The sequence below is a fragment of the Bacillus cereus G9842 genome, from assembly GCF_000021305.1.
In the GTDB taxonomy this organism is placed as follows: Bacteria; Bacillota; Bacilli; order Bacillales; family Bacillaceae_G; genus Bacillus_A; species Bacillus_A thuringiensis_S.
Window position 1 is genome coordinate 3,034,777 of sequence record NC_011772.1, and the last position, 18,514, is coordinate 3,053,290.

An 18,514-nucleotide genomic window follows, 5' to 3' on the forward strand; every position below is an offset into this window, starting at 1 on the left:
AGGAATCTGAGAGGTTTTTTCAATTCCGAAATTTATTTTTTTGTAAATTAAAGGAAAAATAATCCATATATATACGGATTATTTTCTTAGTGTAATCTGTATTGACCTGTTAACTGTTTATCAGCCATTCGAACTAAGCGTTTTGTAATCTCTCCACCGATCCGAACCATTTGCAGATGATGTGATGTATCAGGTCCCAGTGTGACTCCTAGTTCAAAAGCAATTTCATACTTTATTTGCTCAATAGTACTTGTAGTAGCAGAAATAAGAATTTCCTTTGTATTACTTTCGTATCTTTGAATATTTATAATTGCACTTCCAATATATTTATAAATAACATGTGCCTACTTATGCTATTTATGCATAAGCGACCTAATTTCTTCCAGTATTTTTATAGGAACCCTTTCCCTCCCCTTATTCCACCAATTAAATTTGAAACACAAATGTACATTACATTTCAATATAACAATAAAAGCTACAAAAGCAACGAATTTACTATTTTAAAGTTAAGTGTTTAACCTTGAAGTACTTAAATTCTTTTTTCCAGATAAAGCATACATTATATCTTGATGTTTTATTGTCCTCTTATAATTATGTGGTATCGGGAATTTATTTCGGTGTTCTTTTATTATAATTAAAGTTTGAAGTTCTATGCTCAATACTTTTGCGAGAACATGATAGTTATATCCATTGTTTAACAGAGAAATTATGTCATAAAACATAGTTTTTCCACCCACTAATTTTACTAATTTATTCTTTAACTCCTCCCCTTTTTCTTTAGCTTCATCAATTTCTAACAACATAGATTTTTTATTTGTCTGCTTAATGTATTGAGTATACAACTCTGGGAATTCTTTTTGTACTTCTTTGTTTAATACTGGTTTATATTTAATCATATAAGTAACTTGTAACAATGAGCGTTTTAACAAACTATCTTCAATGAGATACGCTACTTTATTAAATAAATGTACATATTCCTCAATATTGGAATAACTATTAAAATGAGCTAATACTCTACTTTTTATACTAAAAGCCTTGCCTACATAAATAATATTGTCATTATAATCTTTAATGAAATAAATACCACTGTCAGATTTTTTCAATTTATTATCCAATTCTTCTATACTCATAAAATGCAATTCACTCATACTTCTCTCTCCTTAGCAGTTTTAAATCGTAAAAAACAAGCAAGGTTTCTAAAAAAGTACTTAGCTGCCCTAACATCTCTTATTTTATCTCTTGCTAAATGTCAAAAAACTGTTTCTATGTTACTCAACTATCAATATGATTATTAATAAAATTTTCTATCGTTATTATCTCGCAATTTTATCATGTAATTTCGAGATCGTTTCCTCATTTAAATTACTGTGTTTTATCGAATAAAGGAAATATATTACTACCCCAATAGTAATCCAAATACTAAAGTACACCCATGTCCTTAACGGTAAATTTAGCATTAAAAACACACAGCATACAATTGCAACGCATGGTAATACAGGTACAAAAGGTACCATAAATCCACGTTTTAAATTTGGGTGTGATTTACGTAGAATAATAACTGATAGACAAACTAACGCAAACGTCACCAAACTACCGATATTAACTAAATTAACTAATTCTTTCAAATCAATAAACCCAGCTATTATAGAGCTCCCTATTCCTGCCAATCCAGTTATAAAAGTGGGTGCTCCAGTTTTCTTATTAACTTTCGCAAATGATTTCGGTAACAATCCATCACGACTCATTGCAAAGAATACTCGTGTTGCTGCATACATATTGGAAAAAATAACAGCCATAAGGCCAATTACAGCACCTGCAGCAATTGCACCAGCGACTTTTTCTTGTCCTACCACTTCCATTACATAAGCCATTGCCTCAGGGACATTTAATTCTTTATAGGAAACCATTCCTGTTATAACAAGGCATACGATAACATAAATAATTGTACATATGATTAATGATGCAATAATACCGATGGGAAGATTACGCTTCGGATCTTTTACTTCTTCTGCTGAAGTTGCTAATATATCAAAACCTGTGAAAGCGAATAAAATAGCTGCTCCCCCCGTAAAAACCCCACTTAAACCGTATGGTGCAATTGGTATCCAGTTCATTGGTTTTACATAGAATATACCAACTGTAATAAACAACAAAATCATACCAATTTTAATCAATACCATTATATTATTGATTCGTTTACTTTCCCTCGTACCACGGGATAACATCCATGCTAATATCAATGTAATGATTACTGCTGGTAGATTCACAATACCACCATGTGAAGGGATCGTTACTAGAGCTTTAGGTATCTCTAATCCAAACCCTTTTATTAAATTGTGGAAATAGCCTGTCCATCCAGCAGCGACAGCCGCTGTTGCCACAATATATATTAACAGCAATGACCAACCTACTAGATGAGCAACAAACTCACCAATTGTTGCATATGAGTACGTATATACACTACCAGACGCCGGGAGTGTGGAAGCAATTTCTGCGTAACATAATGCTATAAATCCGCATATAATTGCTGCAAGTACAAATGAAAAAATAACTGCTGGACCAGCATCTCTTGCTGCTACTAATCCAGTTAACACAAGAACCCCCGTTCCAACTATCGAGCCTACCCCTAACATAATTAAATCAAATGCTCCTAATGTTTTCGTTAAAGTCTTGCTTTGATTATGCTCTAACAATTGTGTAACGGATTTCTTTTTTAGTAAATTACTCATATTTTCTGTATCCCCTTTAAAATAAGGTTTATTCTTCTCGTTAGTGTTGTATATAAATTTACTTAGTTATTAACTAGCCTCATAATATTTCTTTTACATTAAATAGATTTGAAATATTATATAAATTCGCTTCTCACTTACTAGTTAAACTAGACATTTCCATAGATTTTTGCGTACAACGTTTCATAGCTGAAATGATAGCTGTTCTTAAACCTTTTTCTTCTAGCGTTACTACAGCTTCTATCGTCGTTCCACCTGGAGAACAAACCATATCCTTCAATTCACCTGGATGTATTCCTGTTTCCAATACCATTTTTGCAGAACCTAATACAGCCTGAGCCGCAAATTTATAAGCTTGTTTTCTCGGCATACCGCCAAGTACAGCAGCATCTGCCATGGCTTCTATAAACATATACACATATGCTGGAGAAGAACCACTAATAGATGTAACAACATCCATTAGTTTTTCATTTATGACCTCCGTCTGGCCGAAAATATTAAATATGTTCAGTACCTCTTTTATATCTTTTTCTGTAACCATTTCATTAAAACATAACGCAGACATTCCTTCTCCAACAAGTGCCGGTGTATTAGGCATTACTCTAACAACTTTCAACTTTCTACCAAATTCATTCTCAGTGCTCTTAATACTTTTTCCTGCAGCAATAGTTACAACGATTACATCATTTTTTATTTGATCTTTTATTTGGTTAATTACCGATGAGTATAAATCTGGTTTGATTGATAAAATTAAAATGTCAGCGCTGTTAGCGACTTCATTGTTGTTAGTAGTTATAGTTATGCCATATTCATTACTAGCATTTTTTAAATTAATGACATTTAAATCTGAACAAATTATTTGATCTGGAGAAACTATATTTTTTTTTAATCATCCCACCTATCATAGCAATACCCATGTTTCCACATCCGATAAAACCTATTTGTTTATTCATAATAATTTGCTCTTGCTCCTTCTACTCTAAATTTTATTGATTTTGAAATTATTATTCTAAATAAGGGCTATTACAATTACTTGGTTTATCAATAGAATTTCAAAATTCTCCTTCCTATATAGAGCTTACATATACCTCTAATAACTTCTTTGCTTTCGCTGAATTTTGAGGTGTGAGTCTTACTGCCCGGCAAATAGCGGGATAAAATCATTTCTTTAATCTATAATAAGAAGGACATAAAAAAACAAAAAGTTACAAAAATTTTCAAATTAAAACTTTTATAACTTTTTGTTTTGATTCAAATATAATTTCAATTAAGGTATCTCATCGTTTTAAACTTGACGCTCCATAATCTTGTATAGTTACATTTATATGATATTTAATCGGTACTTTACTAAATGTTTGATCCCAATCTTTTTTGACTTTCTCCCATGTTCTCGGGTGTTTAATTCTTAATTGGTTGCCAAAACCCGCAATATCGACTTGATATTCTTTTTGTATTTTTTTTGTAACATGATGTACTAAGTGCTTTACTTCTTTTTCAATAGCTTTTTCTTCCTTTTTTAAAAATTCATTTTCAAAATCTTTTCCTGATTGCATCCAATTTTCAGACAAACGCCCTTCTGATTCAATGTTTACATCAAAGGAAATATTATTTCCGTTAACATGTGGTATGATTTTGCTTTTTATTGACTTTATTTCGTATATAATGAGTTTCTTTGATTCTTTATCAAAAGTTTTTACCACACCACCATTCCTTTTTCCGTTTATCCATACTACTCCTTCCAATTCCTGTTCATTTAAAAAGCCCATCAACTTTTTTGTCTTCCCTTTAATTACAGCAGCTCCTGCAAATTTTGTTTCCCCTTTTATCGAGATTACATTTTGCAAAAGAAAACTGGACCCTGACCGCATCTTTCCTTCCAATTTAGCGAGCGATACAGGAGGTAAAATCCTTGTTGTTCTATTTCTATTATCTGCAATTCCAGACAAACGAAATGCTGGAATTTCTCCTTTTTTGTTTGATTCCAGTACCTCCTTCGCTAGCCCCTTGCTAATTAAGAGCATACAGCTAAGCCGAACTTCATTGTCACGGAGATACTGTTCAAGTAATTGTTCTAAACTGTATGTACGTACAAGACTATCACTAATAACAATGTTTTTTAAATGTGGGCTGAACATTGTGCTCTCTCTTTTCAATGAAAACTCACGAACAATTTGATGAATGGAATCACCTGTCTCAGAAACATTAATATAACGTTTTTGTTGTCCATTTCCTTTACTTTGTGCTTGCGAACTAACAATTTGATAAGTAGCTGTTATAAGATTTCTTTTAGGATAACCTCCTTCCTCATCTTCTTTCTCAATTGTTGAATTCTTCCCTTTATCTAGTGCTATACCTGCAGTTAAACTCAACTCTTCTACTTCTTTACTGCTCCAACATCCTGTTAAAAACAGAAGCAAAAGCGTCCATAACAAAGCAAAATAGAACCGCATATAATTAAATTTATTTTTCACACTACTCCTCCTTTTAATCGCGTAATAATAAGAAGAAGCAGTGGCAGTAAACCAAATAAAAATAAAGCAGCATTACCGAGCATATCCCCCAATTTAAGCAAGTCATTTATATTTTTCGAAGTCATAGCAATGATGTAAATGATTGGAATCAAAGCAAAAATAAACGGATGAATACTCTTTTTAAAGAGTTGCGCTAATCCTAATGCAGCTGCATAATAACTAATCGTATAGGTAGCAAATATTTGCATAATCCATATTACAAGCAGTAAAGATTCAAAACGTTCAAATATCAATCCAGAAATTTCAAAACTGCGCATAAGGTCAATTGTCGGCCATGTTCTTGTTACAACCCCATCAATTGATAATGCACCAATGACCATTACAACAGTTATTACATAAAAGATTAACGGAATAGAAATTCCAACTAAAATAGCTTTTACTGCTTTATTTCGTTGTTCCATAAATACCAAAAGAATTAACATAATTTCAGGACCTGTATATGCGAGAGACGTTGTTTTTATCCCATCTAATACTGGTTTAATTCCCAAACCTAATACGGGACGGAGATTATCTATCTCGAATATTCCGATGCTCATAAAGGAAATGATTAAAAAAATAAAAACAGTAATAGGAAATATTATTTCAAACATCCGTGCAATTGAATTAATACCACTCATAATCAAATAGAGACCTATCCACATAAAAGGCATAACAATAGCCCATGTGGGGGTTCCTTCGAGCAAAAAAAAGCTTATTACTTCTGCCATTGAACGAATTTGAAATGCTGAAGTTGTAAGAAAATACCCTATAATAAGAAAACTAAGCAACCTGCCTATCCATTTCCCTACAATATCTTGACTGTATTGGTAAAATGTTTTTTCTGGAAACTGCTGACTTAATTTGACCATAATTACTCCTGAAACCATTGCCAGTATTCCACCTAATATCACACTTATCCATACATCTGGTGTTTTCACTTTTTCCACAGATGCTCTAGGCAGAGTGAGAATTCCTGTCCCAAGTATGTAATTTACAATAATAACAACTGCCTGTGAAGTTGTTATTCGGTCTTTAAGTTTAGTAATCACTGAAGGCCACTTCCTTTCGTCATCAGCTACCTTTTGCGGATATTTTTTTGGGTATGCATTATTTTTGGTCGACGTCTCATTATTTTTAATGGCATGCGAACCATAAAATCTTTCCAGTCACTGAATCGATATGGAACAGCAGGACTGGTATAAGGAACGCCAAAACTTTTCAGTTTCACTAAATGACTGCAAAGTAAAAGAAAGAAGAGAATAACTCCATACAAACCAAATATCGCAGCACAAAACATAGCTACAAAACGAAGAATGCGTAACGTAATTCCTACACTATATTGTGGAATAGTAAAAGAAGAAATAGCTGTTACCGCAACAACGATAACCATTATTGGACTAACAATTCCTGCTTCTACGGCAGCTTGACCAATTATTAAACCGCCCACAATTCCCATTGCAGGTCCAATCGGTTTAGGCAGACGTAAACCTGCTTCTCGCAAAACTTCGATAGCTACTTCCATAATTAACGCTTCTATTAAAGCGGGAAAAGGAACTCCTTCTCGCGATCCGATAATAGAAATAGCGAGCTTAGTGGGAATTAATCCTGGATGAAATGAAATAAAAGAAATATACAGTGCTGGAGCAAATAATGAAACAAAAGCTGTCATGAAGCGTAATAAGCGGAGAAGCGTACCAGGAAGCCACCTTTCATAATAATCTTCTGGTGATTGCAGCAGCATACTAAATGTAACTGGAGCAATTAAAACAAATGGTGTTCCATCTAACAAAATAGCTACTCGACCTTCCATTAAAGCACTAATAACACGATCAGGTCGTTCTGTATTTTGAATCTGTGGAAAAGGACTTAGATAATTATCTTCAATGAGTTGCTCTATATAACCAGATTCGAGTACACTGTCTATGTCAATTTTCTGAATTCTGTTTTTTACTTCATCCACCAATTCTGTACTAGCAAGATCTCTAATAAATGCGACAACTAACTCTTTCTTTGCACGTTCTCCTACTGGTAGCTTTACTAATGATAAGCTCTCATCCGCACAATGTCGTCGCAAAAGTGAGGTATTATCACTTAATACTTCAGTAAAACCGACCCGTGGCCCTCTGACTAATGCCTCCGATACTGGTTCTTCAATGTTTCGTTTATTTGCTTTTGTTGTACCAAGAATAAACACATCTGCTAAACCATCAATTAAAAGAACTGTTGAACCTATCAATACTTTGGGTATTAAATCTTTTATGTAATGGACTTCTGCTACTTCACTAATTGTAAGAACTTTATTTTTAATATATTCTTTTGAAACAGTCCCCTCCACATAAGAAGTTTCATTTTTATATTCATCAGAAAAATCATCCATTAGTAATTTCATAATATGTTTGTCAATTATCTCTTTATCTGATAGGCCATCAACAAAAACGATCCCAGCCTGAATATCTGTGCGTCCAATATTAAACTTCCGAAAGCGAACATCAGAATTATGTCCGATTTGTTGCTTTATAAGTTCTAAGTTAGAGGCAAAATCATTTGTGAAATGAACGATTGCATTTTGAGAAGGTTTATGCTCTTGTTTCGTTTTACTTTGAATATTATTTTTTTTCACTTGTTTGTCTCTTGACTTCCACCAACTCATTCTTCCCACTCTTTCTCTGACATACGAACCCAATGAAAAACTCTTGAGATAGTATACGGAATTAAAAACAAGATAAAAGCTTGTACAAAGACTTTCCAATCTGGAAGATAAGAAGTAATTATGTTCCACATTTTTATCACCCAATTTATATACTCTGCTAGGATTGAGATTTCTAAAAAACGATATGTACTTAATAAAAAATAACGATAAGATTAAAGAGCAGAAAAGCGATACTTTATGCTTATTTAGTACCAATAACCTAATTAGTATAAAAACATTTCTGACCTAAAATACCATTTCCAATTATAATTTGTTAAATATTATCTCCTTTTCCGTTATTTATATGCCCGCATTTGAATTTCAAATAATATAAGGATCAATGATATTTCCTCTTAAAGAAAAAAAGATGCTAGAAGATAGCATCTTTTTTTAAATTCAACTTACTATGTATTTATATTTTATTGTGAAAATACTCGTTTTTTTTAATGAATATTAATGTTTAAAAAAATAAAAAATACATATTCTTTTGTTCTAAGTTCATACACTTCTACCAAATCGATACGGAATTTTCTGATTTTAAAATCAATATGAAATAAAGGAAAATACTCTCTTAGAAAAACTATATAAAACAAATAACATGAAAACAATTATCAATCTAGCAATTGAAAATAATAATTAGCAAGAGTTTATCATCTTAACTCCAGGTGTATTCGTTTTGCTTCAAAATAAAGAACTTGAATAAATTTTTTCGTATCAATACGAGCAGGTAATGTTGGTTCATTATTCAATTCTGTCATCTTTCTCCTTACGGTAGTAAAATCAAAAAATCTAGAAGCATAATTTTCGAACTTCGGGTTTAAAAAATCAGTAAGTCCAAGGGATGCTAAATGGTTTAATGATTGATAAATAGCTCTCCGAATCCGTTGTTTGGAAGCTTCTATGAACCTTTTTAATTCGGCATCTTCAGCTGAATCCCCAAGTTTTTTTTGAGCCAAATTCATAAAAATCTCTTTTAGTGAGGGAAAGCCTTGTTCCAACGTGTTATCTTGTTCATATTTATATAAATAATCTAGCATATCCATTAAATCTTTACTTCCACTTTCACTGGCTATTCCTAATTCAGACAAAAGAAAATGAATGGAATTTTGAAAATGATTGAAAGTATTTAAATGTTTTTCATTACGGTATTTTTCTTGCACACTTGAATTACTATCCAATTTTAGTACCATATTAAGCGATTCTTGAATGTTTTTTATTGATTTTTCCAAACGAATTCGTTCAATGACTTTCCGAACAACTGTTAATACTTCAATCCGGTTAATTGGCTTAATAATATAGTATTCAACACCAAGCGAATAAGCTTCAGCAATTAATTCTTTTGATTCTACTTGAGAGACCATGATGATTTTCCCTTTAAACGAAGGCTTTATTTGACGAATTGTTTTTATTCCATCTTGATTCGGCATTAACAAATCGATAAATAAAATGTCTATATTTTTAAGGATTACCATTTGTTGCTCTAAAGATAAACCATCCTCAGCTTCTCCTATAACCTCCCCAAGATCTTCATCCTCGATAATTTGAGCCAACATTGAGCGAACCGCTTTTTCATCATCTACTATATAAAAATACATAGAATCACCCTTTCGAAATTATATGATCAATCCCTAATCTAATTATAAAAATTGATCCTTTTCCTTCGGTTCTGTCCCCAAGCGTAACATCACCTTCAAGTTGTGCGACCATTTCTTTAACATACGATAATCCGATACCTGTCGATGGATTGCCTAAATCATCATATTTAGAAGTAAACCCAGGCTCAAAAATTGAATCTTTATATTTTGAAGAAATACCAGGACCATTATCGCCTATTTGAAATTCAACAAAATGGTGGTCTTTATTAATGTCAATTGTGATGGTTCCCATACCTTGGATAGCTTCTACAGCGTTTGTAACGATATTATTTATAATAGATAAGATTGTATAAATATGATAATGAGGATGCACACCATCAATTTTATACACAAATTGGATATCTTTCTCTAACAACTGTGCATATTTCGTATTTGCCCGTATAATGATATTTACTAGTTCATGTACAGACATATAATCTGTAAAACTTTCATCAGAAATTAGTTTTGAAAGTCCCGCAAAAATACGTTGGTTATCCTTTTTAACGTCATGGACCTCACCAGCAATTTGTAATGCCTGTTGCCTTAAATCCTCAAACTGAAAATCCATCTGTTTATGCTCAAAAGAGTCTAAAGTTTTATATAAATCATAGGATTTTTTTGTTATATTCTCAGCATCTTGTAATGTTTTTTTTAAATGAACAGCATCTTCATATAAATTAGAGATGAGCATGAGCATATGTTCATTTTGTTTCTTTATATGTCGCTCCCTTGATTGTGCTTCATACAATTTCATCATATTGAAAAAGCTTAGAACTATAAAACTATGGGAACATGCGATAACAATGATCTCATTTATTGCCTCGGATGTGATCGATGTTTTTAATACGAAATATTGAATCATTAATTCCACACAGTCTGACAGTATTTCAATCATGCAACCAATAAAACCAATCATTAGTGGTTGATGATAAAAACGTTTGATTTTTGCTAAATGAAAGAGATACGAATAAGTAAAATAAAAGAAAAAACTAGGATAGTGAGTATGAAAAGCGGCTAGCCAATCCATATTTTCCTTTATAATGACATCCATTGAGATACGAAATACTACCACGACTATCGCTGTTAAAAAACCCGGTAAAAATGCTGGAAATCGTCGAAACAATAATAAAAAAAAGAAAAATGTTGGTGCACCAAAGCTCATTCTAAATGTTTCATTTAAGGGAAATGACTTTATTTCACCTACTAAGGGTACTGTAAGTATCATTAAAACGAGAATATAGATGTCTTTTTTTACTAAATTACTAAGATTCAAAATAATCACTTCTCACTTTCGCCTAACAGTCAGTATACAAACCTATTTGCATTAATACAATACTTACTCTATTTTTTTCAAAAACTGATAAATAAGTTATAAACGAAAGCATTATAGATTGTGAGTATTCATTACACTCTTCTACTTTAGAAAGATACTTTATAACTCAAAAATGTTCAGACACAATATAAGGTCTGAACACTTTTGGACTCGCTCTAACACCAAAATATCTGTGCTCCTTTTTAAAATATACTTAAATCCCATTCTTTTGCAATATGTTCTAACAACATAATTCCTGGTAAACTATTCCCATACTCATCAATGGCTGGTCCGTAAATACCAATACCACATCCATCTTGAAACGATAAATCCTTCCTAGATTTTGAGGGAACAAGTGTCATAATTCCGCCGGATACCCCACTCTTAGCTGGTAATCCAATGAAAGCAGCAAATTTTCCAGAAGCGTTGTACATTCCACAAGTAAGCATTAAAGCTTTTGTTAACCTAGCTACTTCTTTAGGGAGCACTTGTTCTTTGCGAATAGGATGATATCCATCATGTGCTAGTATAAGCCCTATTAAGGCAATATCTTCTGTATTTATTTCAATCGAACATTGTTTTAAGTAAACCTCTAGTGTCTCCTCCACATCTGATTCTAGAAAACCATTCTCCTTTAAATAGTATGCTAATGCTCTATTACGATGAGCCGTTTCCCATTCTGATTGAAATACTATTTCATTAATAGCGGGACGCTTCTCTATCATTTTTTCAATTAATACGTATAGAGATTCTAATTTTTCTTGCACCGATGTCCCTGGCAAAAGTGAAGCTATCGTAATCGCTCCAGCATTGATCATAGGATTAAAAGGTTTTCCTGGTTTATGTATCTCTAAACGAATAATTGAATTAAAGGCATCTCCAGTTGGCTCTACGTCAACTCGTTCTAATACATAAGAAATACCGCGACTTAAACAAGCGGCTATAAAACCGATTACTTTTGATATACTTTGTAATGTGAAAGGTATCTCCCAATCTCCTGATTTTATCATTGTTCCATCTGGCTTTACTATACAAATACCTAACTGCGATACATTTATTTCCCCCAGAGCGGGAATATAACTGGCGCTTCGTCCCTTAGCTGCATACGCTCGATAATGAGCTACCCATTGATCTAAGCAAACTTTTTCTTGCCCCTCAACTTGAACGCTAGAATCCTTTATCATTTAATAATATTCCCCCGTACTATTAACTTTATATAGAATGATTTTTTCTTTACTATAATCAATAATATTTGCACTAGAACCAAGAAAAATATTCAGACATATTGCAGTCTGAATATCCTTCTTATTACACACTTTTCTTTTTTGAAGTTTTCTCATAACTATCCCAACATTCAATATTTTCAAGTCCTTTAATGTTTTCTTTATAAAAAATAGGATCTTTACCAGCTTTTTTCTGGTTTATATAATCTTGTAACGCCGCAAATGCTACTTTTGAAAGTAAGGTAATAGCAATTAAATTAATAATAACCATAAAGCCCATAAATAAGTCCGCTAAATCCCATACAATTTGAATCTTTGCAACAGAACCAAATACAATCATAGCCAACACACTTATTCTGTATATCATTAACCACACTTTACTTGTATGTAAGAAGCGAATGTTTGTTTCACCATAATAATAGTTGCCAATTAACGCACCAAATCCAAATAAAAAAACAAAGATAGCAAGACAACCCGATGCCCAAGGGCCTATGTGTTCACTTAATGCTGCTTGTGTAAGTGCAATACCATTTAACCCCGGTTGTTTATATGCATCAGACAGCAAAATAATAAAGGCGGTGCTAGTACAAATGATTAGTGTATCCGTTAATACACCAAATGCTTGAATCAGTCCTTGTTTCACCGGATGACTTGTTGTTGCTGTTGCAGCAACGTTTGGTGCACTTCCCATACCAGCTTCATTTGAGAATAAACCGCGTTTAACTCCATTCATAAGTGCTGCACCAATTGAACCGCCTGCTATTTGTTTAAAACCAAATGCGTTTTGAACAATAAGAGAAAGAACTTCCGGCATTTTTGATATGTTGGTAACTACAACAAATAATGCAACTCCAATGTATAATACCGCTAAAAATACCACCTTGTATTCAGCCATTTTTGCAATACGTTGTACACCACCAAAAATAATCGCAGCGAAAGCAATGGCCATGATTATCCCAACTGTTAGACGATCTGTACCAAATGAGTTTTGAAAAGCAATTGTAACTGTATTTGATTGTACTGAATTGAATACAAGTCCAAAAGTAATTGTGATTAAAATAGAGAATAATACTCCCATCCAACGTTTATTCAACCCTTTTTCCATATAATAGGATGGACCACCGCGGAAACCAGTTTTATCTTTTACTTTATATATCTGTGCTAATGTGCTTTCGACAAAACTAGATGCCGAGCTAATAATAGAAATAATCCACATCCAAAATACAGCTCCAGGACCACCTAATGCAATTGCAATCGCAATTCCTGTAATATTCCCTGTCCCAACGCGGGCTGCCATACCAATACAAAACGCTTGAAAAGGAGAGATTTGATCTTTAGAACCACTTTTCCCCTCCATTAATACACGGACCATCTCTTTTAACATTCGAAACTGTACAAAATTCAATTTAAATGTAAAATAAATTCCGCAAATAACAAGCATAATAATTAACAATTTAGACCATAAAAAATCATTTGTTGATCCGACTAACTCTACAAAAAACCTTTCCATATCATCACTCCATGCCAAAGTTTATATATTATAATTTATATAAAATCACCTATATTTCCTGGTATAAATACCTCTTTCATATTCAAATACAACAAGGATAAAAATTTTCTATATTAATCGGATTGGCCTGTTTAAGCAAACAGCACAACATGTAACCGTAAAACTGAAATTTTGAAGTACTTAACGCTTATACAAACGGATGCTCTACCCCTTTCTGCAAACTAATATTTTTATCCACTAACATTGTTGTACTATTATGTTTGTTTCGTTTACCGGTGATTTAAATCATAAAATCAATAGTGATTAACTGGTTATTTGTTAATTTTCTCAAGAACATGGAAATATCTCCTTTCTCACTACTAATCTCAAAAATAGGCTAGATAAAAAATTTATAGAAAAACTATGAAGCGCTTTCAATCTTCAACTAAGAGAAGCTTGTCTTTAATTTATAATTAAAAGTACAGAATGTTACGAAAAAGTACAGATTTTTATAAAAACAAAAAAATATTTTAAGATTTTTCATCTAAAAAAACAGTGAGATTTTGTGAATTTTATACAGTATCCAAACGTCGCGGATGCTGTTCTACCTAACCTCTGACAAGCCTCTATTTTCTTCATAAAAACATGCATATTTTTTCTCTTTTAGAAGTTCATATAAAGTATTTGAAATCAAGAATCAATGGAATATTATAAGAATATTAAAAAAATAAAACATTTAATTTATTTATGTTATCATACAAAAAACATTTGTTTTCTCAATTAATCCCCCTAGTTGGATTCGTCTATATTGCACATATTTACAACAGGAAAGACACTAAGAAAAAAAGATTTTGTTGAAGGGATGAAACATTACAAAACTCTTATTTAGGACCTTATGACATCCTCTTTTCTAGCAATATCGAGTTATCCCAAAAAACGTATATTTACTAACATAGATTACAGGTGGTGTATTGTGAAAGAAATAGTATTCGTTCAAAATAAAAAAAGACTCCTTATGAAATTCGAATTTTTAAAAAAGGATTTAGTACTTACCATTTCACTGATACTAGCAATTGTAAGCTGCTTAATACATTCGCCAAAGATCGAATATATTAACTTTGAAGTGTTAATTAGCTTATTTAATCTGATGGTAGCCATTAAGGCCTTGGAACAGCTAAAGATATTAGACAAACTTGCCGTTGCGATTTTAAATAAATGCAATAACAGCAGGTCAATATCTATTATTCTAATTTTGTTATGCTTTATTTGCTCCATGTTTGTAACAAATGATGTTGCTCTCCTCACTTTTGTACCAATAACACTTGTCATTAGTAAAAAAACACAAATGAACATGATGGAGACAATCATCCTGCAGACAATTGCAGCAAACATCGGTAGTAGCTTGATGCCTATGGGAAACCCACAAAATTTATACCTATATTCTTACTATGGAATTAAGCTCATCCCATTTTTAGGTTCAATTCTGCTTTTAGCTGTACTTGGAATTAGTTTATTATTTATATTTACTCAAAAACTTCAAAAAACAGATTTGAAAATAGAACTACCTGTTATTACCGTGAAAAATCGAAAAAAAGCTACCGTCTGGATTTTGATACTTATTACTATCATTGCATCTATTTTTGGTGTTATTAATTATTACATCGCGCTAATAGTCACACTGATAGCAGCATTTACGTTAGATAGAAACTTACTATTTAAGATCGATTACTTTCTTCTAATAACCTTTGTCTGTTTTTTTATTTTTATCGGAAACATTTCCCATTCCGATGCACTGGGGACATTTGCTCGCGCTAATTTAAGAGGAGATACTTCAGTCTTCTTTAGTTCCATATTTTTGAGTCAATTGATTAGCAATTTTCCTACTTCAATTCTTCTATCAAACTTTACTTCTGATTGGAAAGCTTTATTACTAGGAGTAAATATTGGAGGGCTTGGAACAATTATCGCATCTTTAGCCAGTGTAATCTCCTATAAACTATTCATTCAGGCCAATGTTAAAGAGAGTAAGGCATATTTAATTAAATTTAGCATTTACAACTTTTCATTTTTAATCATACTTACATGTATACAATACTTTATCTTTAAATTTCTAAAAATTTTTTAAAAAATTGATTCCTTTAGAAAAACCCAAATTTCTCAGCATTAAATTGAGAAATTTGGGTTTTAATATAGGTATGTTTAAAGAGCTACAACAAAGTTACCATCAATTTAATATTTTGAGATGTTCCCAAAGCGAAAACCTTTTAGCTTTTACGTTATTTAATAGAGTTCGGTTCATTTTTTATGCACTCAGTTATATAATAAATGACTGAATTTATAGGGTAATAACTTTCAATTAATAATAGAAATATAACTTATTACAATGTTATTTCATTTTTGAAGTCCTCTTCACAAAATCTTTAATGTCCCTCAATTTTTTTCCGCTAATATTATCTTTGATCGTTGAATCTATTTCAATTTCTAATTTTGCAAATGCTGCTCCTACACAATTATAGATACTTGATCCAAAAGCAAGATGTCTTGCAGTACCACTAAATGCCTTTTTAATATCAATGTCAGGACGATAAACGGTGAATTTATCAAACCTTTCAAATACGTTAGAGTCACAATTTGTTGCACCAATCATACAGTAGTATCCACATAACTAGTTACATTCTCCTTTTTCTATTGTTAATAGCTTCGTAATAAAAGCTGTTAAACAGCAAAAGTGCGAAGTCTTAAATTAGACTTCGCACCTTATACAAATTTACAATCCGTGACGATACCAACACAAATGCAATACTATATACATAATCACTCATTATATGTGTTGCTCTTTTAATTGGCCAATGTATAAACAAATCCTTTTACTTAGCCATCCTTCATGATTGGCTTGATTGTTTCTAGATACTTAATCCCTCTATACTCATTTCAAGCGGTAATCCATTCCGATGGAAATTACAAATGACAAAATTTATCCGTTTTTCCTACTTGCTAAATTCAGCAAGTAAAATGTTTTTAAAAAATTCCGGGTTATTAATGTTTAAACTGTTCGAATTGATAGCGAGTATATGTTTACCTCCAAGTGTTCCACCAACAAAAGTGGAAAACCCTGGAACGGCCCCCCTGTGTCCCCATACCGAGACACCGTTCGGAAGCTTAATTTCAAGGATTCCAAGACCATATCCGGTTCCCTCTCTATTTGTAGGAACTGTAGTAAGCATTTGTTTTAACTGCTGTTCCTTCAGTAATTTGCCACCTAGTAAGTAAGAGAAGAATTTGCTTAAGTCGTCAGCAGTAGAAATCATATCTCCATCCGAGCTACCTGGGTTAATATAAGTAACGTCTTTTAGCTCACTCGCTCCGTCTAGTTGCAAATAGCCACGGGCATGCTTAGTCCCTGGAATCACGCTTGAATTGCCAGGTAGGAATGTATTTGACAAATCAAGCGGTTCAATAATCCGATTTTCAACCTCTTCAGCATAACTGTTGCCAGTTACTTTTTCAATAAGGATCCCCAGTAATACGTATCCTGTGTTTGAATAAGACCAACCCTTTCCTGGGGCAAAGTCTGGGGGAAGTGAAATCCCCATCTTTACAAATTCTTCAGCCGTATACGATTTTTTTATATCCGTAATATCAAAGTCTTTTGAATTTATATAGTCAGCAATACCACTTGTATGATTCAATATTTGCCGGATAGTAATCTGGTTACCATCATATCCGTTTCCTTGAATCACACCAGGTAACCATTTTTCAATTGAGTCGTCTAGATTCAAACGGTTCTCTCCAGATAATTGAAGTAGAACTGTTGCAATGAACGTTTTCGTCACACTGCCAATGCGAAAGCGAAAATCTGCTTTCATTGGTTTCTTAGTTCTCAAATCCGCTATCCCAGCACTATAACTCCAAGTTTTACCCCCCTTAGAAATTTGAGCGAGTATTCCCGGGTATCCAAGTTGCAGTTCATCTCGCATTGCTTTCTTAACGGAAGTACGATCGCTTTTCGTACTTGTTTGTAACGAACTAGATACATTTTGCGTAGGTTCTGCTTTTACAATTGATGTTGGTGTTATGTATAACAGGGAACTTCCAGCTATTAAAAGTGCTAGACTTGCACATGTAATTTTACTGCGTGTTTTCATAAAGAATTCCTCTCTTCTATTAAAATTGTATAGATAGTTGATAGCAGTGTCATATACGAACCACACAGCTATCCATTCTCCCAATGATGAAAAGGCAACAATGCATTTGCAATCATTGTACTCATTATTTTCACAAAACACTCTTGTTACTGATTGTTATATATAGGCCGTACTTATCCCCCCTTCACGACTCCTTATATTTTTATCCTACACAATGAAAATCTCTTTTTTCTTACCTATTCCTTACAAATTCCTTACATACAAAATCACTTGTACACTAGGGTTGAAGTAGCATCTGTGCCCGAAAGCGCAAAAAACACCGATGCTTTTCGCTTCAGTGTTTTTGCGCTTTACATATTGAAGATTCGTTTTACTCTTAACAGGTTAAACTGCTAATTTTTTCTAATGCGATTATTCTTCTTGCTATATAAAACAAATTTCATTGTGTTATATGAAACACTATGAAATTTGTCATTAAGGCATATTATTCTAAATTTATTGATGTACTTGAGATGGACTCACTTTTTGAATTTGAACAAGTATATCAAACGCTTTACCTAATGATATATCAACAGTTTTTGGTATATCAGGCCCTTCGGTAGTTATTCCAGCGAAAATTGGATGTTGTTCGTGTAACCAAGTTTTTGTCACGCCGTTCGCCTTACGTAAATCAATAAAAAATTGATCTTTTTTGACCTGTCCAAAAATGTAGTTATAACTGTTTGGATCATCCAATTTTAATGTTCCATAGGGGCCAAATTCACCGTCACTATTAATTGGCCA

General features: G+C 32.6%; 13 protein-coding genes and 2 pseudogenes. 1 reads left to right on the top strand and 14 read right to left on the bottom strand.

Annotation, left to right across the window (positions count from 1 at the left end):
- Positions 1–86: 86 nt before the first annotated feature.
- The 11 genes and pseudogenes from BCG9842_RS29970 to BCG9842_RS15335 form a co-directional block, all read right to left on the bottom strand.
- Entirely contained in the window at positions 87–308 is a 222-nt protein-coding gene (locus tag BCG9842_RS29970) for an alpha/beta-type small acid-soluble spore protein (protein ID WP_079997214.1), read from the bottom strand.
- A 198-nt stretch (positions 309–506) separates the two neighbouring features.
- Positions 507–1,148: an excinuclease ABC subunit C gene (locus BCG9842_RS15290; protein WP_001292159.1), complete on the bottom strand. Its 642-nt coding sequence runs from the start codon at positions 1,146–1,148 to the stop codon at positions 507–509.
- 165 nt (positions 1,149–1,313) lie between these two features.
- The gene (locus tag BCG9842_RS15295) at positions 1,314–2,729 is read right to left on the bottom strand and encodes an amino acid permease (protein ID WP_000067446.1); all 1,416 of its coding nucleotides are present in this window, start codon (positions 2,727–2,729) and stop codon (positions 1,314–1,316) included.
- A 133-nt stretch (positions 2,730–2,862) separates the two neighbouring features.
- Positions 2,863–3,682, bottom strand: a pseudogene (gene proC, locus BCG9842_RS15300) (pyrroline-5-carboxylate reductase).
- A gap of 324 nt (positions 3,683–4,006) precedes the next feature.
- Positions 4,007–5,200: a Ger(x)C family spore germination protein gene (locus BCG9842_RS15305; protein ID WP_000790795.1), complete on the bottom strand. Its 1,194-nt coding sequence runs from the start codon at positions 5,198–5,200 to the stop codon at positions 4,007–4,009.
- Positions 5,197–6,288, bottom strand: coding sequence for a spore germination protein (locus BCG9842_RS15310; RefSeq protein WP_000628928.1), 1,092 nt, complete (start codon positions 6,286–6,288; stop codon positions 5,197–5,199). The genes BCG9842_RS15305 and BCG9842_RS15310 overlap by 4 nt, the downstream gene beginning before the upstream one ends.
- A 26-nt stretch (positions 6,289–6,314) precedes the next feature.
- Positions 6,315–7,889, bottom strand: a complete 1,575-nt coding sequence (locus BCG9842_RS15315; protein WP_000119226.1) for a spore germination protein — start codon at positions 7,887–7,889, stop codon at positions 6,315–6,317.
- Positions 7,890–8,578: 689 nt separating this feature from the next.
- Positions 8,579–9,523: a response regulator gene (locus BCG9842_RS15320; protein ID WP_000274088.1), complete on the bottom strand. Its 945-nt coding sequence runs from the start codon at positions 9,521–9,523 to the stop codon at positions 8,579–8,581.
- Between the two features lie 4 nt (positions 9,524–9,527).
- Entirely contained in the window at positions 9,528–10,844 is a 1,317-nt protein-coding gene (locus BCG9842_RS15325; RefSeq protein ID WP_000584786.1) for a sensor histidine kinase, read from the bottom strand.
- A gap of 233 nt (positions 10,845–11,077) precedes the next feature.
- On the bottom strand, positions 11,078–12,058 hold the full coding sequence (glsA, locus tag BCG9842_RS15330) for a glutaminase GlsA (protein WP_000588648.1): 981 nt from the start codon (positions 12,056–12,058) through the stop codon (positions 11,078–11,080).
- A 124-nt stretch (positions 12,059–12,182) separates the two neighbouring features.
- Complete coding sequence (locus BCG9842_RS15335; RefSeq protein ID WP_000439283.1) at positions 12,183–13,607, bottom strand: alanine/glycine:cation symporter family protein; 1,425 nt, start codon at positions 13,605–13,607, stop codon at positions 12,183–12,185.
- A gap of 952 nt (positions 13,608–14,559) precedes the next feature.
- Here BCG9842_RS15335 and BCG9842_RS15340 point away from each other — a divergent pair.
- Entirely contained in the window at positions 14,560–15,711 is a 1,152-nt protein-coding gene (locus BCG9842_RS15340) for an anion transporter (protein ID WP_000659290.1), read from the top strand.
- Between the two features lie 261 nt (positions 15,712–15,972).
- Here the strand turns inward: BCG9842_RS15340 and BCG9842_RS15345 are convergent, their stop codons facing one another.
- From BCG9842_RS15345 to BCG9842_RS31025, 3 genes and pseudogenes are all read right to left on the bottom strand, one after another.
- Positions 15,973–16,233 (bottom strand): hypothetical protein, encoded by a 261-nt coding sequence (locus BCG9842_RS15345; protein WP_000578627.1) that lies wholly within the window; start codon positions 16,231–16,233, stop codon positions 15,973–15,975.
- Between the two features lie 340 nt (positions 16,234–16,573).
- On the bottom strand, positions 16,574–17,797 hold the full coding sequence (locus tag BCG9842_RS15350) for a serine hydrolase domain-containing protein (protein WP_015945838.1): 1,224 nt from the start codon (positions 17,795–17,797) through the stop codon (positions 16,574–16,576).
- Positions 17,798–18,226: 429 nt separating this feature from the next.
- Positions 18,227–18,505 (bottom strand): annotated as a pseudogene (locus BCG9842_RS31025) (erythromycin esterase family protein); the annotation flags it as partial.
- Positions 18,506–18,514: the final 9 nt, after the last annotated feature.

Bases quoted from the DNA above. Each gene is read 5' to 3' on its own strand.
- BCG9842_RS15290 (WP_001292159.1), bottom strand. From the start codon at position 1,148: ATGAGTGAATTGCATTTTATGAGTATAGAAGAATTGGATAATAAATTG.
- BCG9842_RS15295 (WP_000067446.1), bottom strand. From the start codon at position 2,729: ATGAGTAATTTACTAAAAAAGAAATCCGTTACACAATTGTTAGAGCAT.
- BCG9842_RS15315 (WP_000119226.1), bottom strand. From the start codon at position 7,889: ATGAGTTGGTGGAAGTCAAGAGACAAACAAGTGAAAAAAAATAATATT.
- BCG9842_RS15320 (WP_000274088.1), bottom strand. From the start codon at position 9,523: ATGTATTTTTATATAGTAGATGATGAAAAAGCGGTTCGCTCAATGTTG.
- glsA (WP_000588648.1), bottom strand. From the start codon at position 12,058: ATGATAAAGGATTCTAGCGTTCAAGTTGAGGGGCAAGAAAAAGTTTGC.
- BCG9842_RS15335 (WP_000439283.1), bottom strand. From the start codon at position 13,607: ATGGAAAGGTTTTTTGTAGAGTTAGTCGGATCAACAAATGATTTTTTA.
- BCG9842_RS15345 (WP_000578627.1), bottom strand. From the start codon at position 16,233: ATGATTGGTGCAACAAATTGTGACTCTAACGTATTTGAAAGGTTTGAT.